The 24745-nt window shown below is 69.1% G+C and carries 24 protein-coding genes and 2 pseudogenes; 5 read left to right on the top strand and 21 right to left on the bottom strand.

Going from position 1 to position 24745, the window contains the following annotated elements:
* Nucleotides 1-23: 23 nt before the first annotated feature.
* The 6 genes from ACFYVR_RS09205 to ACFYVR_RS09180 all read right to left on the bottom strand — a co-directional run bounded on the left by ACFYVR_RS09205 (nt 24) and on the right by ACFYVR_RS09180 (nt 6400).
* Nucleotides 24-1088, bottom strand: coding sequence for a branched-chain amino acid ABC transporter permease (locus tag ACFYVR_RS09205; protein WP_387471921.1), 1065 nt, complete (start codon nt 1086-1088; stop codon nt 24-26).
* On the bottom strand, nt 1085-1969 hold the full coding sequence (locus ACFYVR_RS09200; protein WP_387471919.1) for a branched-chain amino acid ABC transporter permease: 885 nt from the start codon (nt 1967-1969) through the stop codon (nt 1085-1087). The genes ACFYVR_RS09205 and ACFYVR_RS09200 overlap by 4 nt, the downstream gene beginning before the upstream one ends.
* 16 nt (nt 1970-1985) lie before the next feature.
* The gene (locus ACFYVR_RS09195) at nt 1986-2693 is read right to left on the bottom strand and encodes an ABC transporter ATP-binding protein (protein ID WP_387471917.1); all 708 of its coding nucleotides are present in this window, start codon (nt 2691-2693) and stop codon (nt 1986-1988) included.
* Nucleotides 2690-3502, bottom strand: coding sequence for an ABC transporter ATP-binding protein (locus tag ACFYVR_RS09190; protein WP_387471916.1), 813 nt, complete (start codon nt 3500-3502; stop codon nt 2690-2692). Before ACFYVR_RS09190 ends, ACFYVR_RS09195 begins: the two co-directional genes overlap by 4 nt.
* Nucleotides 3499-4734, bottom strand: a complete 1236-nt coding sequence (locus ACFYVR_RS09185) for an ABC transporter substrate-binding protein (protein ID WP_387471914.1) — start codon at nt 4732-4734, stop codon at nt 3499-3501. Before ACFYVR_RS09185 ends, ACFYVR_RS09190 begins: the two co-directional genes overlap by 4 nt.
* A 136-nt stretch (nt 4735-4870) precedes the next feature.
* Nucleotides 4871-6400 (bottom strand): long-chain-fatty-acid--CoA ligase, encoded by a 1530-nt coding sequence (locus ACFYVR_RS09180; protein WP_387471912.1) that lies wholly within the window; start codon nt 6398-6400, stop codon nt 4871-4873.
* A gap of 200 nt (nt 6401-6600) precedes the next feature.
* Between ACFYVR_RS09180 and ACFYVR_RS09175 the strand changes: the two genes are divergently transcribed.
* Nucleotides 6601-7032: a heme-binding protein gene (locus ACFYVR_RS09175; RefSeq protein WP_387471911.1), complete on the top strand. Its 432-nt coding sequence runs from the start codon at nt 6601-6603 to the stop codon at nt 7030-7032.
* On the opposite strand, the gene ACFYVR_RS09170 is transcribed toward ACFYVR_RS09175, so the two are convergent.
* The 4 genes from ACFYVR_RS09170 to ACFYVR_RS09155 form a co-directional block, all read right to left on the bottom strand.
* Complete coding sequence (locus tag ACFYVR_RS09170) at nt 7017-7730, bottom strand: SIMPL domain-containing protein (RefSeq protein WP_387471909.1); 714 nt, start codon at nt 7728-7730, stop codon at nt 7017-7019. The genes ACFYVR_RS09175 and ACFYVR_RS09170 overlap by 16 nt on opposite strands.
* 7 nt (nt 7731-7737) lie before the next feature.
* Nucleotides 7738-9066, bottom strand: coding sequence for a hypothetical protein (locus tag ACFYVR_RS09165; protein ID WP_387471907.1), 1329 nt, complete (start codon nt 9064-9066; stop codon nt 7738-7740).
* Between the two features lie 91 nt (nt 9067-9157).
* Nucleotides 9158-9820, bottom strand: a complete 663-nt coding sequence (locus ACFYVR_RS09160; RefSeq protein ID WP_387471905.1) for a DedA family protein — start codon at nt 9818-9820, stop codon at nt 9158-9160.
* Nucleotides 9817-10428, bottom strand: coding sequence for a TetR/AcrR family transcriptional regulator (locus tag ACFYVR_RS09155; RefSeq protein ID WP_387471903.1), 612 nt, complete (start codon nt 10426-10428; stop codon nt 9817-9819). The genes ACFYVR_RS09160 and ACFYVR_RS09155 overlap by 4 nt, the downstream gene beginning before the upstream one ends.
* Nucleotides 10429-10529: 101 nt before the next feature.
* On the opposite strand from ACFYVR_RS09155, the gene ACFYVR_RS09150 reads away from it, so the two are divergent.
* The 3 genes and pseudogenes from ACFYVR_RS09150 (at nt 10530) to ACFYVR_RS09140 (ending at nt 13005) form a co-directional block, all read left to right on the top strand.
* Nucleotides 10530-11471: an NADP-dependent oxidoreductase gene (locus tag ACFYVR_RS09150; RefSeq protein ID WP_387471901.1), complete on the top strand. Its 942-nt coding sequence runs from the start codon at nt 10530-10532 to the stop codon at nt 11469-11471.
* Nucleotides 11472-11573: 102 nt separating this feature from the next.
* The gene (locus ACFYVR_RS09145) at nt 11574-12569 is read left to right on the top strand and encodes a pirin family protein (RefSeq protein WP_387471899.1); all 996 of its coding nucleotides are present in this window, start codon (nt 11574-11576) and stop codon (nt 12567-12569) included.
* A pseudogene (locus ACFYVR_RS09140) lies at nt 12566-13005 on the top strand (pirin family protein). Before ACFYVR_RS09145 ends, ACFYVR_RS09140 begins: the two are co-directional and overlap by 4 nt.
* On the opposite strand, the gene ACFYVR_RS09135 reads toward ACFYVR_RS09140, so the two are convergent.
* From ACFYVR_RS09135 to ACFYVR_RS09085, 11 genes and pseudogenes are all read right to left on the bottom strand, one after another.
* On the bottom strand, nt 13002-14621 hold the full coding sequence (locus ACFYVR_RS09135) for a hypothetical protein (protein ID WP_387471897.1): 1620 nt from the start codon (nt 14619-14621) through the stop codon (nt 13002-13004). The pseudogene ACFYVR_RS09140 and the gene ACFYVR_RS09135 sit on opposite strands and share 4 nt — an antisense overlap.
* Nucleotides 14622-14725: 104 nt before the next feature.
* Nucleotides 14726-15568 carry a metallophosphoesterase family protein gene (locus ACFYVR_RS09130; protein ID WP_387471894.1) on the bottom strand — a complete coding sequence of 281 codons (843 nt, stop codon included), beginning with the start codon at nt 15566-15568 and terminating at the stop codon, nt 14726-14728.
* Between the two features lie 26 nt (nt 15569-15594).
* Nucleotides 15595-16491: a carbohydrate ABC transporter permease gene (locus ACFYVR_RS09125; protein WP_387471892.1), complete on the bottom strand. Its 897-nt coding sequence runs from the start codon at nt 16489-16491 to the stop codon at nt 15595-15597.
* A gap of 9 nt (nt 16492-16500) precedes the next feature.
* Nucleotides 16501-17457: a carbohydrate ABC transporter permease gene (locus tag ACFYVR_RS09120; RefSeq protein ID WP_387471890.1), complete on the bottom strand. Its 957-nt coding sequence runs from the start codon at nt 17455-17457 to the stop codon at nt 16501-16503.
* Between the two features lie 25 nt (nt 17458-17482).
* Nucleotides 17483-18370 (bottom strand): phosphodiesterase, encoded by an 888-nt coding sequence (locus ACFYVR_RS09115; RefSeq protein WP_387471888.1) that lies wholly within the window; start codon nt 18368-18370, stop codon nt 17483-17485.
* A gap of 95 nt (nt 18371-18465) precedes the next feature.
* Nucleotides 18466-19230: a tyrosine-protein phosphatase gene (locus tag ACFYVR_RS09110; protein WP_387471886.1), complete on the bottom strand. Its 765-nt coding sequence runs from the start codon at nt 19228-19230 to the stop codon at nt 18466-18468.
* A gap of 25 nt (nt 19231-19255) precedes the next feature.
* The gene (locus tag ACFYVR_RS09105; protein ID WP_387471884.1) at nt 19256-20608 is read right to left on the bottom strand and encodes an ABC transporter substrate-binding protein; all 1353 of its coding nucleotides are present in this window, start codon (nt 20606-20608) and stop codon (nt 19256-19258) included.
* 61 nt (nt 20609-20669) lie between these two features.
* Nucleotides 20670-21797 carry an ABC transporter ATP-binding protein gene (locus ACFYVR_RS09100; protein ID WP_387471882.1) on the bottom strand — a complete coding sequence of 376 codons (1128 nt, stop codon included), beginning with the start codon at nt 21795-21797 and terminating at the stop codon, nt 20670-20672.
* A gap of 154 nt (nt 21798-21951) precedes the next feature.
* On the bottom strand, nt 21952-22824 hold the full coding sequence (locus ACFYVR_RS09095; protein WP_387471880.1) for a MurR/RpiR family transcriptional regulator: 873 nt from the start codon (nt 22822-22824) through the stop codon (nt 21952-21954).
* 74 nt (nt 22825-22898) lie between these two features.
* On the bottom strand, nt 22899-23102 hold the full coding sequence (locus ACFYVR_RS09090; RefSeq protein ID WP_387471878.1) for a GMC oxidoreductase: 204 nt from the start codon (nt 23100-23102) through the stop codon (nt 22899-22901).
* 221 nt (nt 23103-23323) lie between these two features.
* A pseudogene (locus tag ACFYVR_RS09085) lies at nt 23324-23881 on the bottom strand (GMC family oxidoreductase N-terminal domain-containing protein); the annotation flags it as partial.
* Nucleotides 23882-23957: 76 nt separating this feature from the next.
* Here ACFYVR_RS09085 and ACFYVR_RS09080 point away from each other — a divergent pair.
* Nucleotides 23958-24734, top strand: a complete 777-nt coding sequence (locus ACFYVR_RS09080) for a pirin family protein (RefSeq protein ID WP_387471876.1) — start codon at nt 23958-23960, stop codon at nt 24732-24734.
* The last annotated feature ends 11 nt before the right edge of the window (nt 24735-24745 follow it).

Genomic DNA, 24745 nt, shown 5'->3' with positions numbered 1-24745 from the left:
TTTCGACGCGATCGGGCACCTGTTCAGGAGGTGGTGACCAGTGCGGGCTCGGCGTCACGCGGGATCGTCGCCGCCCGGGCATCCCTGCGCCGTCCGGGAATTCGCGCGACGAGCGGACCGAGCCCCCACCGGACCAGACTGAGGATCCCGTACGGGAGCACGAAGATGAACAGGATCAGCGCGGCACCGTAGGTGATACCGGCGGCCGACTGGTTGATGTCCGCCGTCCACTGCGGGACGTACACGACGAACAGTGCACCGAAGACGACTCCGGGGACGGTGCCGAGTCCGCCGACGACGATCGTCACGATGAACGCGATCGCCAGCGGCAGCCCGAACGCCTCCGGTCCGACGTACTGGACGACGAAGCTGTAGAGCACGCCGCCCACGCCGGCGAGTGCGGCGCTGAGCGCGAAGACCGTGGTCTTGGTCCGTGTCGCGGGCACACCGAGGGTGGTGGCGACCGCTTCGTAGTCACGGATCGCGATGAGCGAGCGCCCGATCCGGCCCGTGGCCAGCCTGCGCACCACCAGGTACGCGACGAGGGCCACGACCAGGCACAGGTAGTACACCCACTGGTCCCGTTCGAGGCCGGTGAACTCGGGTGCCTCGGCCGCGAAGATGTTGATGCCCGCCTGGCCGTCGGTGACGTGTTCGAACCGTTTGATGACGGACGGTGTCACCAGCGCCAAACCCAGTGTGGCGAGCGCCAGCTGGAGCCCGTGCAGTCGCAGCGCGGGCAGTCCGAACAGGTAGCCCACGACGTAGCAGACCGCGAACGCGAGCGGGATCAGCAGAAGGTAGGGCACACCGTGGTTCTCGATCAGCACGGCGCTCAGGTACGCACCTAGGGCGAAGAAGAACCCGTGCCCCAGGGAGATCTGACCGGTGTTGCCGGTCAGCAGGTTCAAGCCGAGCCCGACCACGATGTACACCAGCACCATCGAACGGTCGAAGTTGACGTACGGCGCCGAGACGAGTGGCGCCACCGCGGCGGCCAGGACGACCAGGGCCACCGTGGTGCGCGAGAGCCACAGCGGCGCATCGAGTTCCGCCCTCGGTCGGCGGAAGTGTTCGAGAATTCTCATACCCGTGCCACCTTTCGTGCGCCGAACAGTCCTTCGGGCTTGAGGAGGAGCACCCCGAGGATGAGGGCCAGTGCCACCGCCTGCTTGAAGTCGTGGCCGATCCATGAGACGTATGTGCCGGCGAGGTTCTCGGCGACCCCGACGCACAGGCCGCCGACGATCGCGCCGACCGGGCTGTCGAGGCCGCCCAGCACCGCGGCCGCGAACGCGTAGATCAGTGATGCGGCGAGCATGTTCGGCTGGAGGAACAACTGCGGTGCCGCCAGCGACGCCGCGAGCGCGCCGATCGCGGCGGCCAGTCCCCACCCGATCATCAGCATCCGGCCGACCGGGACGCCGATCAGTTCGGCGGAGTCCGGGTTGCCTGCGGCCGCCCGCATGGCCAACCCCACCCTCGTCCGCTGGAACAGCCCGTACATCAGCGCCGCGACCACGACGACGGCGGCGACGATCACCACGGACTGGCGGGACATCACGACGGGGCCGAGGGTGATCACCGATCCCGCCACGATCGCGGGGAACTCCTTGCTCTGCACTCCCCAGATCCACCCGGCCGCGCTGTTGAGCACCAGCATCAGCCCGAGGGTGATGATGACGAGCGGCATGTGGTTCGGCGAGCCGGCCAGCGGCCGGATCAGGACACGCTCGGTGAGTGCCCCGAAGAGGAAGGCCACCGCCATCGCCCCGAGGATCGCCAGGTACAGCGGGGCACCCCACTGGTGGAACTGCCACGCGAAGAACGCCGAGATCATCGCCATCTCACCCTGGGCGAAGTTGACGATTCCGGACGCTCGGTACACCAGGACGATGCTGAGCGCGAACGCGGCGTACAGCGCGCCCCACGTCAGACCGTCCACCACTTGTTGAAGAAACACCTGCATGACCAAACTCCTGTGCTCAGTAGCCGAGGTAGGCGCGGCGCACCGACTCGTCGTGTGCGAGGCCCTCGGCGGGGCGCTGGGCGACAACCCGTCCGGCGTCGACGAGCACCGCGGTCGAACCGATCTCGAGGGCGAGGTGCGCGTTCTGCTCGACGACGAGAATCGTTGTCCCCGTTTCCTCGTTGATCCGACCGAGTGCGCGGAACACTTCCTGGGTGATGCGGGGCGCCAGGCCGAGGGACGGCTCGTCGAGCAGCAGCAGCCGTGGCCCGGCGACCAGCGCCCGGGCGATGGCGAGCATCTGCTGCTCCCCGCCGCTGAGTCCCGCCGCGAACTGCCGACGCCGCTCCCGCAGCCGCGGGAAGAAGTCGTACCACTGCTCGATCGCCCGGTCGGTGGCGGCGGACGAGGTGGTGAATCCGCCGATCCGCAGGTTCTCCTCCACGGTCAGGTCGCCGAACGTCCCGCGTCCCTGCGGCACGTGCGCGATGCCGAGGCGGGCGATCCGATCCGTCCGCATGCCGGCGATGTCGCGTCCGTCGAACACGATCCGCCCGGTGGTGTGCACCATCGCGCAGATCGACCGCAGGATGGTGGTCTTGCCGGCGCCGTTCGCGCCGAGCACCACCGTCACCTCACCGGCCGGCACCTCGAAGTCGATGCCGTGCAGCACTTCCGCGCTGCCGTAGCGGGCGTGCAGCCCCTCGACGCTGAGCAGGTTCATGCCGCACCTCCCAGGTACGCCTCGACGACCTCGGGATGAGCCGCGACCTCGGCGGGCTCACCCTCGGTGACCTTCTGACCGAAGTTCAGCACCACCACCCGGTCGGAGATCGACATCACCATCGCCATGTGGTGCTCGACGAGCAACACCGAGAACCCGCGCTCGTCCCGCAGCGCCCGCACGGTGTCGGCGAGCTCGAGCACCTCCTCGTGGATGAGCCCGTTCGCCGGTTCGTCGAGCATCAGCAGCGTCGGCCGCTGCATCAGCGCCCGGGCGAGTTCGATCCGCTTGAGCGTGCCGTACGGCAGGTTGCCCGCCGGCTCGAGTCCGACGTGCGCGAGGTTCATCGACTCGAGCAGCGACCACGCGGCGTCGCGTTCACGCCGTTCCTCCCGCCGGGTCAGCGGCAGTCCGAGCGCGGTGCGGACGAAACCGGCCCGGGTGCGGGAGTACGCGCCGGTGAGCACGTTGTCCACCACCGACATCGTCGGGAACAGGCCGATGTTCTGGAAGGTCCGTGCGATCCCGGCGTCGGCGACTCCGTCGGCGGGCAGACCGAGCAGATCGCTGTCCCCGAACGTGATTCGACCCGAATCCGGTCGGTAGAGACCGCTGATGCAGTTGAACAGGGTGGTCTTGCCCGCCCCGTTGGGGCCGATCAACCCGACGATCTGCCCCGGTTCGATCGTGAACGAGGGCCCGTCGAGCGCGACGACGCCCCCGAACCGGAGCCGGACCTCCTCGACGCGCAGCGCGGGCACCCCGCCGGTGGGACCGGCCGCCGGCTGCGCGTGCGGCACCGCGGTCATCCCTCGGCGCTGCGGGTGACCACAGCGTCGTAGTGCCAACTGCCGCCGCGGAACGTCATGGGCGCCATCGAGGTGATCGCGTACGGGTAGTCCGGCGAGGTGTCGAAGGTGATGCCCTCGATGGACAGGTCGGTCGTCACACCTTTCAGGTTCGAGACGGCGTCCAGCAGATCGGCGCGGGTGCAACCCTTCATCTGTTCCAGGGCGGTCACCAGCAGCTGCGCTGTGTTGTAGCCGGTGGCCGCGATGGTGTCGGTGGTCTTGACCTTGCCGGCGTTGCGGTCGGCGAAGGCCCGCCACTTCTGCACACCCGGGACGGCGTCGTGCTCGGTGCTGCTGACGTCGTAGATCCAGTAGAACGAGTGGATCCCCTCGGCGGCACCCGGTCCGGCGGGCGCGAGGACGAAGTTCGTGTCCGTGGCGCCCGAGTAGATGTAGGTGTCGGGCTTCCAGCTCAACTCGTGCGCCTTCTTCAGCGACTGCGTCACGAAACTGGCGGTGGCGAAGTTCACGAACACGTCGGCGCCGGAGTTGGCGAGGTTGACGATCTGCGAGTCCACCGACGGCGTCGTCTGCTCGTACGACTGCTCGGCGACGATCTGCGTGCCGCTGCCCTCGAGCGCGGTCTTCAGGGCGCCGAGGCTGCCGTTGCCGAGGCTGTCGTTCGGGTACAGCACCGCGATCTTCGCCTGCGGGTGGTCCCGGAGGATCTGCTGCGCCCGCTCCGAAACCTCCCAGCTGCTCTGCGGGTTCACCGCACCGGCCACGACCGGACGCTCGTCGTGGGTGGCGAGCAGCTCGTCGGTGCCGGTCATCGGGAACACCAGCGGCACGTCCTTCTGGGTCAGGTAGTCGACGACCGCGAGGGTGGACGCGGTGCCGATCAGGTTCTGAATCGCGAACACCTGGTCCTGCTCGACCAGCGAGCGCACGTTGCTCACGGTGCGCGCGGGGTCGTAGCCGTCGTCCATCGCGGTGTAGACGATTCTGCGGGACTTGCCGTCGCCCATGGCGACTCCGCCCGCGGCGTTGATCTCCTCGAACAGCGCGGTCGCCGCGGTGGCCTGCGGACCGGCGACGGACTGCATGAGGCTGGTGCCGAACTTGATCTCGGTGTCGGTGATTCCGGGGTCGCAGTCGCCCGCGGCGGCGGCGTTCTCACGACCGGAACACGCGGTCAGCGCGGCGGTGGCGCACAGGGCGGACAGGCCCACGGCGAGAGTGCGTTTCATGATCGCTCCGTTGGTTGTGGTGGGGTGAGCATCCGAAACCGGCGCGTCGGGCGGGTTCCGTGCAGAGACGGGCTTTTCGGGCAGCGCGCAGCGGCGGCGACACCGTCGTGTCGCCGCCGGGGACAACGGATCTACCTCAGACCGCCGTCGGGGAGAAGCGGTCGCGGAGGTCGCGCTTGAGGATCTTTCCGGTGACGTTCTTGGGCAGGACTTCGACGAACTCGACACGCCTGGGTACCTGGAATCCGCCGATGTGCTCGCGGCAGCCGGCGATGATGTCGTCGGCGGTCGCCGTCGCCCCTTTGCGGAGAACGACCACCGCGCAGACGATTTCACCCCAGGTCTCGTCCTTGACCCCGATCGCCGCCGCCTCTGCCACCGCAGGGTGCCGGTAGAGCGCCTGCTCGACCGTGAGCGAGGCGACGTTCTCACCGCCGCTGATGATCAGGTCCTTCTTGCGGTCGACGATGTAGACGAATCCCTCGGCGTCGCGACGCACCAGGTCGCCGGTGTGGAACCAGCCGTCGGTGAACGCTGCTGCGGTGGCCTCCGGGTCGCGCCAGTACCCGGTCATCACCTGGTCGCACCGGACGATCATCTCGCCGACCTGACCGACGAGGACGTCGACCCCGTTGTCGTCGACGATGCGAATATCGGCCAGCCGCATCGGCTTTCCCGCCGCTGCGAGCAGCTCGGTCTCGCCGTCCGCGGCACGACGGTGCGCCTCCTGGTCGAAGTGCAGGACGTTGCCCGCGAGTTCGGTCATGCCCATGCCCTGGTAGAAGTCGCACCCGAGCCGGTCGAGGCCCTCCCGCAGCACGGCCGCCGGGATCGCGGACGACCCGTATCCGATCGCTTCGAGGGTTCCGAGGTCGTGGCCGTCCAGCGCGGGATCCTGGAGCAGGAAGTTGATCATGGTCGGTGCCAGCCCGGTCTGGGTGACCTTCCACTCCTCCACCAGACGCAGGAAGGTGGCGTTGTCGTAGGAGCGCAGGATCCCGACCGTGCTGCCCACCAGGTGGTTGAGCAGGGTCACGTAGCCGCCGACGTGACACAGCGGGAAGCAGAACAGGAAGACGGTGCCCTCGGGCAGTGCCCACTGCAGCGCCGACGAGGTGATGCCGCTGACCAGGTTGCGGTGGCTGAGCATCACGCCCTTCGGCATGCCGGTGGTGCCGCTGGTGTACACCATCCACGCGATGTCCTCCGGCGACGGCCGTGTCGCCGGCGCCTCCGCCGACGCCCCACCGACGAACGAGTCCCAGGAATCGGCGCCGGTGCCGCCGATGACGACGACGGTGTGCACCGAGGGAATCCGGTGCCGGATCTCGGTGACCGCGTCGGCGAATTCGGCGCCGACGACGAGCACGGTGGCCTCGGAGTGTGCGAGCAGCGCCGCGATCTGGTCCGGGTGCAGGCGGAAGTTGAGGATGGTCAGCGCCATCCCGGCCATGGGGACGCCGTAGTAGCAGTCGAAGTACTCGGTGCAGTTGGCCGACAGGATCGCGACGCGGTCCCCCGGAGCCGCGACCCCGAGCAGTGCGTTCGCGAGTCGCCGGCTGCGGTCACGCAACTCGGCGTAATCGACCGTCTCGTCCTCGAATCGCAGTGCGATCCGATCGGGATGCTTCCGCGCGCCGTACTCGACGATGTCGCTGACCAGCATTTTCAGAGCTCTCCTCGGGTCACCGGGTGAATGGGTGTGAGCAATTGTGACGTGACAGTCATGTCATCTTCTGCTCCAGATTGTGATCGACAGCACTCGCCGGTGTCAACACCCCACCTGCCGTGGACCCGACGAGCCCTCGTGGCACGCGTGCGCGGCAGCAGACCTCGCCGCGCCGAACCAGGCGGTACGGTCGCCCGATGGACACCGAACTCGATCTGGGCAGGGCCCGAGCCGCCGTGGACGCGGCACTGGCGGCCGCTGCGGCGCAGAACAAGCGAATCAGCGTTGCCGTCGTCGACCACCGTGGGCACGACGTGCTCGTCGTCCGCGGCGACGGCGCCGCCTGGTTCACCACGGGCGTGGCCCGCGCGAAGGCCGCGACGACGGCGCTGATGGGTGTCGCGTCCGGGAATCTGGCCGGCCTGCGGGCCGACTACCCCGAGTTGCTCGAGCTGATCGCCGCCCAGACCGCGCAGCCGGTGACGACCCTCCCCGGCGGGATACCGGTGCGGGCGGAGGGAACCGTGGTCGGGGCGGTCGGTGTCAGCGGGGCCTCCCCCGACGAGGACGCGGCCTACGCCGAGGCGGGAGTCGCCGCCCTGCGTTCCGCCGGTCAGTCGATGTCGTAGACGACCGCGACCGTCACGGTCAGCTCCTGCGTTCCGGGTTCGACGGGCGCCGCGGCGGCCTGGTCGGACATCACCCGGCCCGGGACGGGCGCCGGTGTCGCCGCGGCGATCTCGCTGATGGACCGCACACCGCCGAGTTCGACTCCGGCGGCGTCCGCGATCTGCCCGGCCTGCGCCTTCGCCTGCCGGACGGCCTTCGCGCGCGCCTCGGCCCGCAACGCGCTGTCGTCACCGATCGAGAACGACAGTTGCTGCACCCGAACGGCATCCCCGGCCGCAGCGGCCGCACCGTCGATCAGTGCACCGGCGCCGTCGATGGCGTGGACGGTGGCGGTCACCTGGTTCGTCACCTGATATCCCGTGATGTCCGTCGACGCGGCCGCGTACGTCGGCTGTATCGAAAGGCCGCTGGTGGCAATGTCCTTCGAGTCCACACCCCGGGCCTCGAGGGACGCGATCAGCGCGGTCGCCCGTTCCGCGTTGGCGGCGAGCGCGGCATTCGCGGTGCTGTCCTGCGTCTGCACCGCGAGCACCACCGTCGCGGTGTCGGGCGAGGCGGTGACCGTCCCCACGCCCTGCGTGCTGATGCCCGGCGGGACCGAGTCGGAGCCGCCCGACGAGGTGTCCCCCGCGCAGCCCGCCAGCAGGATCACGCCCGCCACGGCGGTGGCCGTGCTCAGTACCCGAATCTTCGCCATGCCTTCACTATGACCCCACGACCGATGCCCGGGAGGCGTTCGGCGCCGTCCGGTTCCGCAGAAGCATCCAGGCCGACACCGCTCCGAGCGCCACCGTGGTACCGGCGAACAGCACCATCAGGTTGCGGACGTCGAACAGTGCACTCGCCGCGACGCCACCGGTGTCCACGACCGCCACCGGCGCCGCCATCGTCGTCGACATCGCCCGTTGCTGTCCGGCCGTGCGGGCCGGGATCGCGTCGACACCCGCCGTCAGCTGCGCACTCAACTGTGCGGACACCGTCTTCAGTTGGGTGACCGCTCCGAGGATCTCGTCTTCCGCGCTGCCGAGCAGTTGGGGTGCCTGCTCGGCGATCGGACCGATCCCCGTCTGCAACTGGCTGCCCGCGCCGGACAGCTGCGCGGAGACGCTCTCGAGCTGACCGAAACCACTGGCCAGCGCGGCGCCGAGGTCCGTCCCGGGGCCCACGTCCGATCCGAGCAATCCCGTGATCGCCGTCAGCTGGGTGGACAGCGCCGTCAGGTCCTCCGACGTCCGGTCCAGCGATGCCGCGACGCCGGCGTCGAACCCCTCGACGCTGCGGGCGAGGGCGTCGATTCCGGTGCGGAGGCGCTCGGTCCCAGCCGTGACGTCGCCGATCGTGACGTCGAGTTCGGTCAGTCGTGCCGACAGTTCCGTCGCCGGGCCGCGCGCCTGCTGCACCATGCCCGACACCTGGCCCGCGACGTCGACGAGTTGGTTCGCCCCGGCGTTCGCGGTCTCCAGGTACGGGAGGATGTCGTCGACGCCGGCGAGCATGCGCTGCGCCTGGGCGTCGGCGGCCGCGGTCGCGCCGGTCAGGACCTGCGCCGGCAGCATTGCCTGCTGCAACTGCGAACGCGCCGACGCCATCCCGGCGAGCAGGTTTCCGATGCCGGTGGCGGACGTGACCTCGGACACCGCTGCGGTCAAGCGTGACATGGCGCCGTCGTCCGCGGCACTGCCCCGCGTCAGCGTCAGTTCCGCCTGCCGCGGCGTCGTGGTGCCGAGTGAGACCACGGCGTCGGAGAAGTCGGCGGGGATGGTGACCACGGCCAGGTGGTCGGGGGTCGTGGCGGCCGCGGAGTCGACCACCTCCCAGTCGAACTCGTCGGACTGCGCGAGCGTGGCGACCACGCGCTCGCCGATCGCGGCGGCCCCGGTGTCGTCGTTGACGACGGCGACGAGGCGCGGCGGCGTCACCGGAGAACGCAGTCCCGCAGCGACTCCCGCAGCGGCGACGAGGAGGACAGCGATCACCGCCACTCCCGCCCACAGGCGACGACGACGGGACACGGGTTCGACGGCGACATCCATGGTCGAGACCGTACGGACGGTATGTAAGAGTGCGACCGGCCCAACTCTGAGAGTCCTCTGTGGCGACTCCCGCCGGCCACGTCCGGTGCTGTCAGGGCCCGGCGACCGGCATCGGGGCGGCCGAGTCGTCAGGCTCGGCGAGCGGCGTAGACCCGCTGGAGGTACGCCTGAAACGGCGGCGCAGCCACCACCCGAGGGCGAGCACCGCGGCCACCGCGACGAGCAGCCAGGCGCCGCTGCCGAGCGCGGATTCGACACGCTCGTAGGAGTTTCCGGCGAAGAAGCCGAGCAGTACGTTGCCGGTTCCGAAGATGATCGCGGCAACGGCGTTGAACGCGAGGAACCGCGTGTAGGGCATGCCGCTGATCCCGGCCAGGGCCGGCATCACGGTTCGGATGAACGCGACGAACCGGCCGAAGAACACGGCGGGCCCGCCGCGGCGACGGAGCATGTCCTGGGCGCCGTCGAGGCGTCCGTTCGACAGGAACGGGAACCTGAGGATTCGAGGACCGACGCGGCGGCCGATCCCGAAACCGACTGTGTCTCCGAGCATCGCGGCCACGATCACCACCGCGACCATCACCCACAGGTTGACGTCGGCCTGGCTGGCGATCACGCCGCCGACGATCGCGGCGGTCTCGCCGGGGACGACGAACCCGATGAACAGTGCGTCCTCGACGAACACGAACGCACTGACGACGAGGTAGACGACGAGCGGCTCGAGCCCCTGGAGCCGCTCCAACAGGGTGGTCACGTCGACTCCGGTGCGGTTGCAGGATTTTCGCTCAGCGCGACCATGCCCCGCCCGACGACGTCGAAGCCGCGTCGCACGAGCGTCTCGAACTGCGGCACACCGTCGTCGGGATGCCAGCAGCGATACGCGGTGTGCACGATCGCGAACGTGGAGTTCACCACCAGGGCGGCGACCATCTCGTCGGTCACGCGCGCGGTGACCCATTCGCGGACGAAGCCGCGGAACGGCGCGCTGGCGGCCATCGCCGGTTCCAGCAGCGCCTGACACTGCTCGATCATCGCCTTGCGCAACAGCAGTTTGCCCTCGTCGTGGCATGCCGTCGCGGTGATGATCTCACGCAGCGAGTGCCACATCGGCTCGTCCGCCGGCCGGGCCGCGGCCAGCGCGCGCCACCGTGCCGGGTCCTCGGGGTCGGGGTCGAGCAGGACCGACTCCTTGGAGTCGAAGTAGTTGAACAGGGTGCTCTTGGAGACGCGGGCCGCGGCGGCGATCTCCTCGACGCTCACGGCGTCGAATCCCCGGGCGCTCACCAGCTCGATGGCGGCAGCGCGCAGGGCACGCCACGTCTCGAGCTTCTTGGCTGCGCGCAGCCCGGATGCCTGGGTCACCCTGCCATACTACGACGAAACTTGCACTCAGTCCAAATTTATCCCTGGTGCAAAAGGTGCACGCGAGGGAATAGTTCCCACGGCTGCACGGTTGGCCGGACATGGCCAAGACAGTCGTAGCGACCGCGTTCGGTGGACCCGAAGTACTCACCGTCGTCGACGAAGCCGTACCGGATCCGGCACCCGGGCAGGTGCAGGTCCGGCTGCGCGCAGTCGGCGTCAACCCCTTCGACTACAAGGTGTACAGCGGTGCCGTCGGCGCCGATCCCGCGAACCTGCCGGTACGGCCCGGGATCGAGGCGTCCGGTGTGGTCGTGGCGGTCGGCGACGACCCCGTCGGCCCGACCGGACCGATCGCCGTCGGCGACGAGGTGATCGTCGATCCCGGCACCGGCACCTACACGGAACTGATCACGGTGCCGGCCGCGGTCACCTTCGCGAAACCGCAGAATCTCACCTGGGAGCAGGCCGCCGCCCTGCTGTCGAGCGGGACCACCGCGGTCGACGCGCTGACAACGGTCCGCGTCGCGGCCGGCGACACCCTCCTGATCCACGGCGCGTCCGGATCCGTGGGCACCGCGACCGCGCAGCTCGCACTCGCGCGCGGCGCCACCGTGATCGGCACCGCGCGGGCGCGGAACCACGAGCACCTCTGGGCACTGGGCGTCACCGCGGTCGAATACGGCGACGGCCTCGAGGGCCGGCTCCGCGAGCTCGCCCCGGACGGTGTCGACGCTGTGGTCGACACCGCGGGCACCGACGAGGCCGTCGACGCCTCCCTCGCCCTGGTCCACGACCGCGACCGGGTCGTCACGATCCTCGCGTTCGGCCGCGCCGAGCGGGACGGCTTCCACGCGATCGGCGCCAACAACCCCGACAGTGCCCGGATCCGGCGTGCGGCGCGACTCGAGATCGTCGAACTCGCGGGCCGCGGCGGACTCGACGTCACCGTCGCGAAGACCTTCCCCCTCGCCGACGCGGCCCGCGCCCACATCGAACTGCAGGGCGACCATCCGCGCGGGAAGTTCGTGCTGCTGCCCTGACCGGCGTGCCGCCGCGGGGCCCGGGGAATAGCCGGCGATCGAGTGCGTTGAGCTACGGTGAAGATAGTTGATAAATCAACTACTCGATCCGAGGAGCGCAGCATGCCCGCCGTGACCGTCGACAACATCCTCGCCTTGCCGCGCGTCGCCGAGACCGCGCCGGGCGCGACCGCCCGTCCCGTCCTCGCCGTGACCACCGCACCCACCGGGTACGAGGGCGAGGGCTTCCCCGTCCGGCGCGCGTTCGCCGGCGTCGACATGCGCCACCTCGACCCGTTCATCCACATGGACCAGATGGGCGAGGTCGACTACGCACCCGGGGAGCCGAAGGGCACCCCGTGGCACCCGCACCGTGGTTTCGAGACCGTCACCTACATGATCGACGGGACGATGGAGCACCAGGACTCCAACGGTGGCGGCGGCGTGATCAGCGGCGGCGACACCCAGTGGATGACCGCGGGCGGCGGCATCCTGCACATCGAGGCCCCGCCGGAGGCACTCGTGACGAGCGGCGGCCTTTTCCATGGAGTGCAGCTCTGGGTCAACTTGCCGAAGGACAACAAGATGGCGGCGCCCCGCTACCAGGACATCACCGGCAGCAAGGTGGCACTGCTCTCCTCCCCCGACGGCGGCGCACTGATCCGCGTCATCGCCGGCGACCTCGACGGCCATCAGGGGCCGGGCTCGACCTACACCCCCATCACCCTGCTGCACGCGACCATCGCGCCCGGCGCCAGCGTGACGTTGCCGTGGAACCCCGACTTCAATGCGCTCGCCTACGTCCTCGCCGGCGACGGGACTGTCGGCGCCGAGCGTCGGCCGATCCGGATGGGACAGCTGGCCGTGTTCGGTCGCGGCGAGCGGGTCGGCGACGAGTTCCACCGCGGCGACACGATCACGATCGCGGCCGCCGACACGCAGGATTCCCGCACCGAGTCGTTGGAGGTGTTCATCCTGGGCGGCAAGCCGATTCGCGAACCCGTCGCGATGGCCGGCCCGTTCGTGATGAACACCAGGGCCGAGGTCATCCAGGCGTTCGAGGACTTCCAGGCCGGTCGACTCGGGTCGATCCCGGCCGCCCACGAGAGCCTGGAGTGACCGTGGCGGGGACGGAGATCCGGCGGGCGGGCAATCGGGCCCGCCAGCACTACGGATGGCTCGACTCCCGCCAGAGCTTCCCGTTCGCCGGGAACTTCGACCACGCCCGGTACGCGCACGGGGTCCTGCTCGTCAACAACGAGGACGTCGTCGAAGCGGGCAGCGGGTTCGACACCCACCAGCACCGCGACACGGAGATCGTGACCTGGGTGGTGAGCGGGTCACTGGTACACCAGGATTCGACCGGCCACTGCGGTGTCGTGTATCCCGGCCGTACGGGCACCTGTTCGTGACCCGCGGCACCGTCGACGTCGAGGGAGTCGGGCCGCTCGGACAGGGGGATGCGTTGCGGCTCACCGCTTCCAGAGGTCAGCGGGCCACCGTCACCGAACCGGCCGAGGTCCTGATCCGGGAGGTGCACGCGACCACGGCCTAGACCTTCCGACCGACCACGCGCTGCACCCAGTCCGTCACTTGATCCAGCCAGCCGAGCGTCTCGAGGGTCGTCCCGACGTTCTGCGGCGGGGTGCGGACGAGGGTGTCGCGGGCGATCAGCCGATCGAAGTCGACCGCCACGGGTGGGGTGCGCACGGCGCCGGTGGCGGTGCGGAACTCGACGCCCGCCCGGGTCATGATGTGGATCAGTTCCTGGGCGACGATGCCGTACCCCACCGTCGTCGGGTGCACACCGTCGAGCGAGAACAGTCCACCGTCGCCGCGGCCGCCGCGGCCGTCACCGACGAGGAAGTGGGAGTTGGGCATCGGACGCAACGCCCGCAGCGGCGGCGGCAGCGGGTACCGCTGCCACCAGTCCGGCCGCAGCGTCGGGTTCTGCCGCATGCTGCGATCGTCGATGAAGCGTCGGGAGGCGAGGGCGTCGAGAATGCCCGCGGTGTCGAGCAGGTACCAGTCCCGCGGCGGCCCCGATGCTCCCGAGCGGCCCTCCCGGACGGCGCGTTCGATCACGTCGTTGTACATGTCGATCGCGGCGTCGACCTCCCGCGCCTGCTCGCCGGTGATGTGCGGGTCCACGTCCGGGTCGAAGTCCTCGTCACGCACCCACGGCCGCGCGTAGTGCCGGAAGTAGCGTGACCCGCGAGCGAGTTTGCCGCCGAGGCCGCGGGCGATCGGCACGATCGTCACGTGGGGGACGGTGCACCAGATCACGTGCCGCGCGTTGATCTCGCGTACCGCGTCGACGACCTGCGCGAACTCGGATGCGAAGTGCTCCGGGCACCACACCGTGTACCTGTTCTTCGCCGTGAGGTCGGCGAAATCCGGTCCACTCCAGTCGATCCGGAGGTCGGTGACGCTGCGCAGGGCGTTGTTCGAGCCGAGGAACACGACGAGGGTCTCGATGCCGGCCTCGGTGCTCTCGTCGTGATCGTCCCCGAGCGCCGCGGCGGCGTCGAACAGCGTCATCGTCCGCTGCTTCGTCGCCCACCTCGGGTACACCCGCAGCGCCGCCCGCTCGGCGTTGTTCTGCACGATCTGGTCGATCAGCGCGTCGTTGGGCGCCGCGACGGCGGCCGCGCAGGTCTCCGCGGTCTTGCTCAGCGCGTCCCGGAGATCCCATCCGTAGACCGACAGGTTGTGCAGGTACCCCGACAGGTCCGGCAGCCGCGTCCCCGGACCCCGTTCCCAGTAGTCCTCCACCTCGTCCATGAACTCCCGGACCCGGTACAGCACCAGCGGCATCTGCCAGATCCGTGGCTGCGTGCCGAATTCGGCCTCCACCTCCCGCAGCATCAGCTCCACGTTCAACGGCAGGCCGCCCGGTCCGCCGTACCGCGGAAACCGGAACCGCTCCAGCCAGCCGAGCTCGTACGCGATGATCGCCGGAAAGGACAGATCGGTGTGGAAGACGGCACCGCTCTGGAAGCCCTGGGTGATGGAGTCCCCGATGGTCACCAGCCGGTGCGGCGGCTCGCCCCGGTGGGTCTGCGGAACCGCGATCCCCAGTGTCGGGTCGGTGACCGGCGCCCGCGCCGCCTCGGGACCGAGCGCGACGCGGGCACGCACCGAATCGGGAACCGTCACCGCAGTGGCCATGCCCGCCTCCTCGCCGAACCGGACTCGTTCGAGCGTGGCCCTCGCCGTCGGCGCTGTCAACAGCGCCGACGGAGCAGCCGCCGCCCGTCCCCGCGGATCCGGGGTCAGCCGACGGGGCTGTCGGTGAGCGCGGTGATCGCCGCGATCACCTCGGGAACCCCGGTGGCCGACACGTCGTCGAGGCCGGGCACGGACCGGTAGCCCGCGCGAACGGTGCCGTCGGCGCAGTCGTATTCGACGATGCCGAGTTGGTGGAGCGGGCCGGCGAACGTGTCACCGTCCCCGGCGACGAACGCGGTGGCCGGGGCCCACACCTCGAGCGTCTCACCGCGGCGGGTCTGCCGGTAGCAGTGCAGGTGTCCGCTGCCGACCGCGGCGAGGGAGACCGTCCCGAGCAGGTCGAGCAGCCGGGCGCGGGACTCGCCGATGTCGAGGTTGTGATCGGTGGGCTCGTCGGCCACCTGCCAGATCGGCTTGTGCAGGAAGACGATCACCCGGGCGGTGGCCGGCAGGTCCGCGACGGTGTTCTCGATCCAGGCCCACTGCTCGGCCTCCCGGCCCAGGCCGGAGCCGAAGAGCTCACTGTTGAGGCCGAGGACCGTCCAGCCGCCGGCGTCGTGGCGCCAGTGGCCGGTGCCCCACACCGACTCGAACGCGGCGACCCGCTCGTCGGTGACACCGATCCCCGCCCAGGGGGCCGCGCCGGGCTCACCGATGTCGTGGTTGCCGGGCACGACGAGGACCGGGGCGGTGAACTCCGCCATCAGTGTTCGCGCGTGTGCACGGTCGGCTGCGTCGTCGGGGTGGATGATCACGATGTCACCGGAGTGCACGACGAGGTCCGGCCGCAGGTGGTTGTTGACGTGGTCGACGACGCGCTCGAAGTTCTCCTGTGTCCGGCCGCCGTGTGCGGTCAGGTGGGTGTCGCTGATCTGGACGATCTTCACGAAGGCTCCTCGGATTGTTGAGTCGGCTATTTGAGTCCGGAGCGGACGAACGCGTCGACGACGTAGCGCTGCAGGAAGAGGTAGATCAGGAAGATCGGCAGGCACGCCAGGCCGGACGCCGCCATCACCGCGCCCCAGTTGTCGCCCTCCGCGCCCAGGAAGCTCCGGATACCGATCTGCACGAGCGCGTCGGACTTCCGCAACACCAGTGCGGGCCAGAGGTATTCGTTCCAGGCCGAGATGAACAGCATGATGCCGAGGGCCGCGAGCGCCGGCTTCATGTTGGGCACGACCACCTTCCACAGGGTCGCCCACGAACTCTGGCCGTCCATCGCAGACGCGTCGAGCAGCTCGGTGGGGAAGGCCTCCATGTGCTGGCGCAGCATCAGCACACCGAAGGCGGAGCACAGGTTCGGGATGACGACGCCGGCGACGGTGTCGAGCAGGCCCATCTGCGAGATCAGCAGGTAGTTGGGAATCATGGTGACCTGGAACGGCACCAGCCACGACCCGACGAACAGCAGGAACAGCACCTGCTTGCCGAAGAAGTTCCAGCGCGCGAACGCGTACGCGGCGAGGATCGCGACGACGAGCTGGCTCACCGCCATCGCCGCGGCCATCACGAACGTGTTGGCCAGCATGGACGCCATCGGGATCGTGTCCCACACGTACCGGAGGTTCTCCACGCTCAGCGGCCACGGGATCGGGCTAGACGAGAGCATGTCCTGCGGTAGGCGGAAGGCGGTCGCGAACATCCAGTAGACGGGAAAGATGCTCAGCAGAGCCAGGATCGCGAGCAGGACGTGGCCAGCGGCGATCCTCCCGCGGGTGCGGGACCCGACGGGCTCGTCGCCGACCCGGCGTTCGGGTTCGGCGGAAACGGGGGTGGTACGCGGTGGCGCGTCGACCATGACGAAGGACATTGGTGTCACCTAGTTGTCGTAGAAACTCAGTTTGTCCGAGAGCCGGACGAAGACGAACGCGATCACACCGAAACCCAGGAAGAAGAGGGTGCCCGCGGCCGCCGAGAGTCCGGCGTCGAAGTTCCGGAAACCGAATTCGTAGAGCAGGTAGTAGATGTTGGTGGTCGACCCGCTCGGCCCGCCCTGGGTGAGGATGTCGATCACGGGATACGTCCACTGGGCGCTGAGCAGGATCGTCATCAGTGCGAGGAACACCAGCGTCGGCGAGAGCAGCGGAAGGATGATCCTGCGCGTGATCGTCGCCTGTGAGGCGCCGTCCAGCGACGCGGCCGCCGCGTAGTCCGGGTTGATACCCGCCATGCCCGCCGCGACGACCAGGACACCGAATCCGAGCATCTGCCAGCCCACCACCACCACGACACCGATCAGCGCGACCTTCGGATCGCGGAACACGTCGCCCATCTCGAACCCCATGGTGGCGGCGACGCGCGGGATCGTGCCGGTGTCCGGGGTGAACAACCAGCGCCAGATCGCGCTGCTCGCAACCGGAGTCACGAGGAACGGAACGAAGATCAACGCCTGGTAGAACGTCTTCGACCGGCCCGTCACCTGGTTGCTCAGCAGCGCGATGCCGACGGGCAGCACGAGCGAGAACACCATGAACGCCGCGATGTACGCCGCCGTGTTCCACAATGCCTGGTGCAGTTCGGGCAACGCCAGCACGGTGGTGTAGTTGTCCAGTCCCACCGGCACTTTCGGCGACGTCGGGATCATGTTCCACTTGTAGAACGAGAGCCCGATCGTCTCGGCCAGCGGCTTGTAGATCCACACCACCAACAGCGCCAGCGCCGGCGCCAGGTACGCGAACGGCACCAGCTGACGTCGCAGAGCGGGCAGGCGACTCGGCCGCTGCCCGGCACCTCCCGCTTTCGCAGCCGATGCGGCAGCTGGCATTTCGACAAGCATGGTGATCTCCTCGGCTACGGACCGGCTAGTGCGCGACGGGCTGGGACATGAAACGGAGGGCCTCCTCCGTCGTCATGTTCTGCACGGCCGCCATCTGCTCGGTGGTCATCTCGTACAGCGTCGGGCCCACCTCGACCGGCACCACGGTGTGCAGGACGCGGTCCGGGTACACGTGCACCAGGTTGAAGGACTGGCCGCTGTCCTGCCCACGCATACCGCCGGCCGGGAACAGGTCCTGCGTGTAGCAGGTCGCCGATGCCACAGACACCGGAATGTCCGCGAACGTGCAGGTGGTCGAGTAGTGCAGGTGGCCGCCCAGGATGCCGCGGACGTCGGTGCCGCGCAGCACGTCCTCCAGCCGACGCTGGTCCCGCAGCTCGACGTACTCGAGCAGCGCCAGCGGACTCGGGACCGGCGGGTGGTGCAGCGCGAGCAGGGTGCCGTGCGGTGCCGGGGTGGCGAGGACGTCGGTCAGCCAGTCGAGCTGCTCGTCGGTGATCTCGCCGTGGTGCTGACCGGGAACCGTGCTGTCGAGGGCGATGATCCGCAGACCGTCGATGTCGTGGACGATGTCCACCGACTCCTGGGTCGGCTCGGCGTCGAGCAGCCCGGCGCGGAACTCGGGCCGGCTGTCGTGGTTGCCCATCACCCAGATCACCTTGGCACCCAGCTTCGCCGCCGCAGGCTCGACCATCTCACGCAACCGCACGTACGCCTGCGGGTTGCCGGCGTCGGCGAGGTCGCCGGTGAACACGATCGCCTCGGGGCGCTGCCCGGTACGGTCCAGACGCTCGAACAGGCGACCCAGCTTCGCGTCGCTGTCCACCTTCCCGTGCAGCAGCTCGCCGTCACCGACGAAGTGGGTGTCGCTCACGTGCAGGATGTAGTGGTCGGGATTTCCGTACTCGCTCATGGTCTCTTCCTTCGGACGGGGTTGTTCGGAAGCAGGCGGCTCCGCCGCTCGTGCGCGAGTTCGGCCACCGAACTCGCGCACGGGCACGAAGTGCCTCAGGACAGGATTGCGGCCCGCAGATCGGTCAGTTCGGACTCGGTCATGCCGTGGGCGAGAAGGTAGCGGCGGGCGCCGCCGTGGTCGGCCTCGATGACGGCGAGGGTGCGCCGCATCAGCGGCGCGGGGCTCGCCGAGACCACGCCTTCGACGTCGAAACCGTCGGGCAGCTCGCGGTCACGGAACGACGCCAGCATCGCGTCGGCCCACTCGCCGTGGAGCATCGTCTCGGACAGCGCGTAGTCGGCGATCACGTCGCGGTCGTCGACACCCACCGCGGAGAGGGTCAGCGCCACCACGAGGCCGGTGCGGTCCTTGCCCGCGGTGCAGTGCACGAGGACGGGGGCGTCACCGGACGCGGCGATCAACCGGACGGCGTTCGTGAGCGCGCCGCCGTGCTCGCGGAGCATCTGCAGGTAGAGTCCCTCGAGGTCGAAAGCTGCACCCGGATGATCGGACGCCGTGTACTCGATGGGCCCGTCGTACACCGGCACGTGCACGTCGCGGTGACCGACCCCGTTCAGAGCGTTCGGCGCGGTTTCCCGCTCGTCGTTCTCCCGGAGGTCGACGACGAGTCCGAGGCCGAGCCCGGCGAGGGTGTCTCGTCCGGTCTGGTCGACGGCATGGAGTGCATCGGAGCGAAACAGCTTGCCCCAGCGTGTGAAACGCTCGCCCACTGCGTAACCTCCGACGTCGCGGAAGTTGTAGGTCCCCGCCAGAGGCAGGCGTCGGGTCGCCGCGCGCAGCGGCAGGGTGCTCGTCATGGTGATGTGCTTTCTGGTGGTCGGATCAGGAGATCAGGTCCTGCGCCCGCTCCTGGGCGGCGGCCAGGGTGGCGGCGGGATCCTTGCCGTAGAAGACGGACTCCTCGATGGCGGTCGCGAGCATGTCGTCGACCTGGACGTAGCTGTTGCCGGGGTAGGACACCCACGGCTGCAGGCGGTCGAGCTGCGCGAGGTTCGGCTCGATCAGCGGGTTGGCGTCGGCCCAGGGCTCGAGCGCGGCCGGGTCCTCGGTCAGCGAGGTGCGGAGCGGCAGGTAGCCGATCTTGCTGGAGATCTCGGTGTAGGCGTGGTCGGAGGTCATGAACTTGATCAGCTCCCAGCCGGCCCGCTGCTTCGCCGGGTCCTGCGAGAAGATGAACAATCCCGATCCGGAGTTCGTGGGGACCGCGTCGTGGCCGTCGAAGGCGGGCATCTCGGCGGCCTTCAGTTCCCAGCCGCCGTTCTTGGCGGCGCTGATGAACGCGCCCTGGTACGCGGAGGTGGTCAGGGTGATCGCGGTGTCGCCCTTCATGAACGCCTCGCCCTGCGCGGTGGCCGCCTGGTTGGCGAGGACGCCGGCATCGAACATCTTGCGAAGTTCGGTGACGGCCTCGACCGAGGCGGTCTCACCGAATTCGATGGTCTTGCGGTCGTCGGACAGAACGCCGCCGCCGGTCGACTTGAACAGCGCCTGCATGCACCAGTTGCCGCCCTTGACCGAGCAGTTGATCGACAGCGCGGGCTTGCCGGTGGCGGCGGTGATCTTCTTCGCCACCTCCGTCACCTCCGGCCAGGTGGACAGGTCGGTGTCAGCGGGCACGCCGGCCTTCTCGAGCGCAGTCGCGTTGAACCACAGGACCGGGGTGGAGAAGACGTACGGCATGCCGTACGTGGCGCCGTTCCAGTCGCCGAGCACTTTCGCCCGCGGGTGGAAGGGGTGCGCGCCGCCGAAGTTCTCCTCGACCGCGTCCTCGCCGACGAGCTTGTCGAGGTTCTGGGCGCCGAGCTGGTTGACGGAGAAATCGACCGTGTCGAAGGTCATCTGGGCGACATCGGGCGGATTCCCGGCGAGCAGCTGGGTCTGGACGCTGCTCGCGGTCGCCGAGGAGCCGCCCTGAGGCGGCTGAGCCTTGACCGTGATGTTCGGGTGCTCGGCCTCGAAGTCGTCGATCAGTCCGGTGATCGTGTCGGTCCAGACACCGGCCTGCGCGAGGTTGTAGGACTCGAAGGTGATCTCCACCTTCTGATCCGGAGCGAGCTCGGGAATGGTCTGGCCGGCTTCGCCGGACGCGGCGTCCACGGTGCCGGTGGCACAGCCGGCGAGGGTGAGCGCGGCGACCGACAGTGCCCCGGCGGCCAGCCACTTGGTTGTACGCATGCTTACAGGACTCCTGGGGTGAGGGGAAATACGGTGCGGGGGAGGAAAGCAGGAGGTGGGGTCACCTGCTGAGGAGTTGGGCGTCGAACTCGGTCATCTCGGGAACGTCGAGCCATTCGAGGCGTCGGCCGGTGTCACCGTCGAACAGGTGCACCCGCTCGACGGGCGCGGTCAACGTGACGTCCTGTCCGGCGAGCAGGGCGATCGGGCGGGGCGCGCGCACGCACACCGCGGCGTCACCCACCCTGCAGTACGCGATCTGCTCGCTGCCGAGGTTCTCGATCGATTCGACGCGCGCGGTCATGCGCAGTCCCGTGCCGGTGACGATGCCCGCCACTTGCAGGTGTTCGGGCCGAACGCCGAGTGTGACCGCGCGCTGCGGGGACTGTCCCGGCCACAGTTCGGCCTCGACACCGTCGCCCGACGCGACGACCGTCCGGCCGCGGGTGCCGACGGTGGCGGGCAGCAGGTTCATCGGCGGGCTGCCGAGGAAGCCCGCGACGAACACCGAGGCCGGGGTGTCGTAAACCTGTTCAGGCGTGCCGATCTGCTCGACCCGGCCGCCGTTGAGGAGTGCGATCCGAGTGGCCATCGTCATGGCCTCGACCTGATCGTGCGTGACGTAGACGAACGTGGCTCCGAGCCTGCGGTGCAGGTCGGTCAGTTCCCGCCGGGTGGCGGTGCGGAGTTTCGCATCGAGGTTGCTCAGCGGCTCGTCCATCAGGAATGCCTTGGGGCTGCGGACGATCGCGCGTCCGACGGCGACGCGCTGACGCTGACCTCCGGAGAGTTCCTTCGGCTTGCGGTCGAGCAGGTGGGAGATGTCCAGTTGCTGGGCGACCTCGTCGACGCGTCGCGCGGTCTCGTCCTTGGCGACCTTCCGGATCCGCAGCGGGAAGGCGAGGTTCTTGCCCACCGACAGGTGCGGGTACAGCGCGTAGTTCTGGAAGACCATCGCCACGTCGCGCCGCTTGGCCGGCGTCGACGTGATGTCGTTGCCGTCCAGCAGGATTCGACCTCCGGTCGGTTCCAGGAGGCCGGCGATCATGCGCAGCAGGGTGGTCTTCCCGCAGCCGCTCGGTCCGAGCAGGACGAGGAAGTCGCCGTCGCGGATGTCCATCGAGATGTCGTCGACCGCGGTGACGTTCTTGAACTTCCGGCTCAGGCCCTCGATCCGAATGCTGCCCATGCTCAACTCCCGATGAAATGGCGTTACCCAAACTCGGCTCGTTTGGGATTCCTGTTACATCGGTAGTTAGCCAGTCTCAGGTGAACGGCCGTCGAATGCCGTTCCAACCTTTCGTGATACTCGGGGCAACGGTTGCCGACCGTCGCCACTCCCGTCACTCCTTCGGATTGAGCAGCGTCACAACCTGTTTCAGGCTCGCCTCCGCCGCCTCGTCCGAGCCGTCCCGATTCCTCGACACCGCCACCTGCAGGCCGATCAGGAAAGTGAGCATCACGACCGTGGACGAGACCCCGTGCGCGCTGTACGGTCCCGCACCCCCGACGACCAGCGCAATGTCCGACCGGTCGACGAGCGTCGAGCGCGCGTGCCCGGTCACACCGACGACGGTCGCGCCCGCGCTGCGTGCCGCCTCGACCGGCTCCAGCGTGTACGCGTTCATCCCGCTGTCACTGATCGCCAGGCACACGTCCTCGTCCGACAGATGGCGCGCGGTGAGCTGCTGCACCACGGCGTCGACCGGCGCCTCCGCCGGGCGCCCGTTCAGCACGAACCGGAAGGCGACGGCGCCCGCGCACGGCGCCGACGCGCCGCCGTTGCCGACGACCAGCACCCGACGGGCCCGCGCGAGCGCCGTCACCGCGGCGTCGAACGACTCCTCGTCCAGCGGGGCGAGAGCGGTACCGAGGTCGCGGGCGACCTCCTCGAACACCGTCCGCATCAGGCCCATCCCCGAATCCGGCGACGCCTGGCTCGCGTCGCCCTCGACCGCGCCACCGAGGTCACGCAGCAGCAGCATCCGCAGATGCTGGAAGCCGGTGAACCCGAGGTTCTGGCAGGCCCGCACCACCGTCGCCGTCGAGGTCGACGCGTGCTCGGCGAGGTCCGCGGCCGACCACCACGCGACCTCGCGGGGACGGGCCAGACACACGTCCGCTACTCGGCGTTCACTCGGCGCGAGGGCGGAGGCACGGGCGCGGACGGTGGCGAGAGTGGATCCGACGGCGGGTTCGCTCTGTGGGGACTGCACGAGCAACTGGGTAGCACAGCGAGGTGAACGTGCCGCGTACGGGCGATGTTCACGCGACGCTTCCGCACGCGACTTCAACGACCGTTCAGCCGGAAGTCCGCGCAACGTTCTCCGACCATGATCGCGGGAGCGTTGGTGTTGGCGCGGGGAATGACGGGCAGCGCCGAGGCGTCTGCGACGCGAAGGCCCTCCACACCGCGGACGCGGAGAAGCTCGATGTCCCTCCCCTGGGATCGGCGCGAGCATCGCCGGGAGCGACGATGAACTGGAAATCGCATGCCGGAAGCTCGGGCTCCGAACGGATGTGAGCCAGCGCTTCCCCGCCGTTACTGGCGAGCTTGCGGCGCTTGCGCAACAGCCACTGCAGAAACCATGTCGGTTTGCCGGCGTCCGCCAACCCGACATGGCCTGGCGCCAGAGCCCAGATATTCCACACGGGCGGGTGGTCGGTCAGTCCCTGGCCGATGCGGGGACTGTCGACCACGGGAGTGATCCCGACGCCGCGGAGGTGATCCGCCGGGCCGACGCCCGAGAGTTGCAGGAGATGCGGTGTTCTGAAAGTACCTGCGCTCAAGATGATCTCCCGGCTCGCGAAGGCTCGGCTCATTCTGCGACGGGAGTATTCGACACCCACGGCACGACCGCCTCGGATGATCAACCGACTGACCGTGGCTCGGGTGACGACGGTCAGGTTCTTCCGAGAATCGAGGTAGCCACGCGCCGTGCTCCAGCGCTGACCGTGGTGGATGGTGACGAGACTGATCGTGACACCGTCGAGTTCGGGACCGCTGACATCGTCGGTGTCGGGGACGCCTGCCGCACGTGCGGCCGCGACGAAGCGATGCGACACCTCGTCGGGGCAGGGCGACCGGCACCGTCGCCGAGGACTCCATGGCCAGTCGTCCGGCCACCGCGCACCCCGCGGAGCCCGCACCCACCACGATGAAGTCGTACGCAGCCGACGGCATGACACAAGTAAACCGTCACGCGTGATCGTCGCGCCGGATTCCGCGCATCCAGCGGATCGGTGAACGCCTTCCACGGCACGTTCAGACATCGGAGCGGTCACGACCCGGGGGGAACAGCGGAGGGCCTGACTATGTTGAAGAACGAAGTTGTGCGAAGGAGGCACCATGACGGCAGCGATCACCCCACCCGTCGACGTCCGGCGCGCCGGGGTCCGGCTCGCGACCAGCGTCGACTGGCTCGATTCGAAGCACTCCTTCTCCTTCGGCCAGCACTACGACCCCGACAACACCCACCACGGTGTCCTGCTCGTCAACAACGACGACACCGTCTCCCCCGGCCAGGGTTTCGACACCCACCCGCATCGCGACATGGAGATCGTGACGTGGGTGCTGCGCGGCTCGCTGGTGCACCAGGACTCGATGGGGCACTCCGGCGTCATCTATCCCGGTCTCGCGCAACGCATGAGCGCCGGCACCGGAATCCTGCACTCCGAGAAGAACGATTCGTGGCGACTCACGGGGTCGCAGGTGCCGGAGCATTCCGATCCGGTGCGCTTCATCCAGATGTGGGTGCTGCCCGACGAGTCCGGCGTCACCCCCGGTTACGAACAGCTCGAGGTCGAGGACGAACTGATCCGCGGCGGACTGGTGCCGGTGGCGTCGGGGATGCGCAAGCATCGCGGTCACTCCGCGATCCGCATCAACAACGCCGGCGCCGCCCTGTACGTCGCGCGGATGCGTCCCGGAGACAGCGTCACCCTGCCGGAGTCGCCCTACCTTCACCTGTTCGTCGCGGAGGGCGCAGTGGACCTCGAGGACGCGGGACGGTTGAGCGAGGGCGACGCGGTCCGCTTCACCGCGACCGGTGGGCAGCGCCTGACCGCGACGGACCAGCCCGCCGAGGTCCTCGTCTGGGAGATGCACACCCGCCTCGGCGGCTGAGGCCCGGCCGC

The sequence above is a fragment of the Rhodococcus sp. NPDC003318 genome (assembly GCF_042879035.1).
In the GTDB taxonomy this organism is placed as follows: Bacteria; Actinomycetota; Actinomycetes; order Mycobacteriales; family Mycobacteriaceae; genus Rhodococcus_G.
The sequence above is the reverse complement of the archived record's forward strand: the minus strand, read 5'-3'. Positions and strand labels throughout refer to the sequence as shown.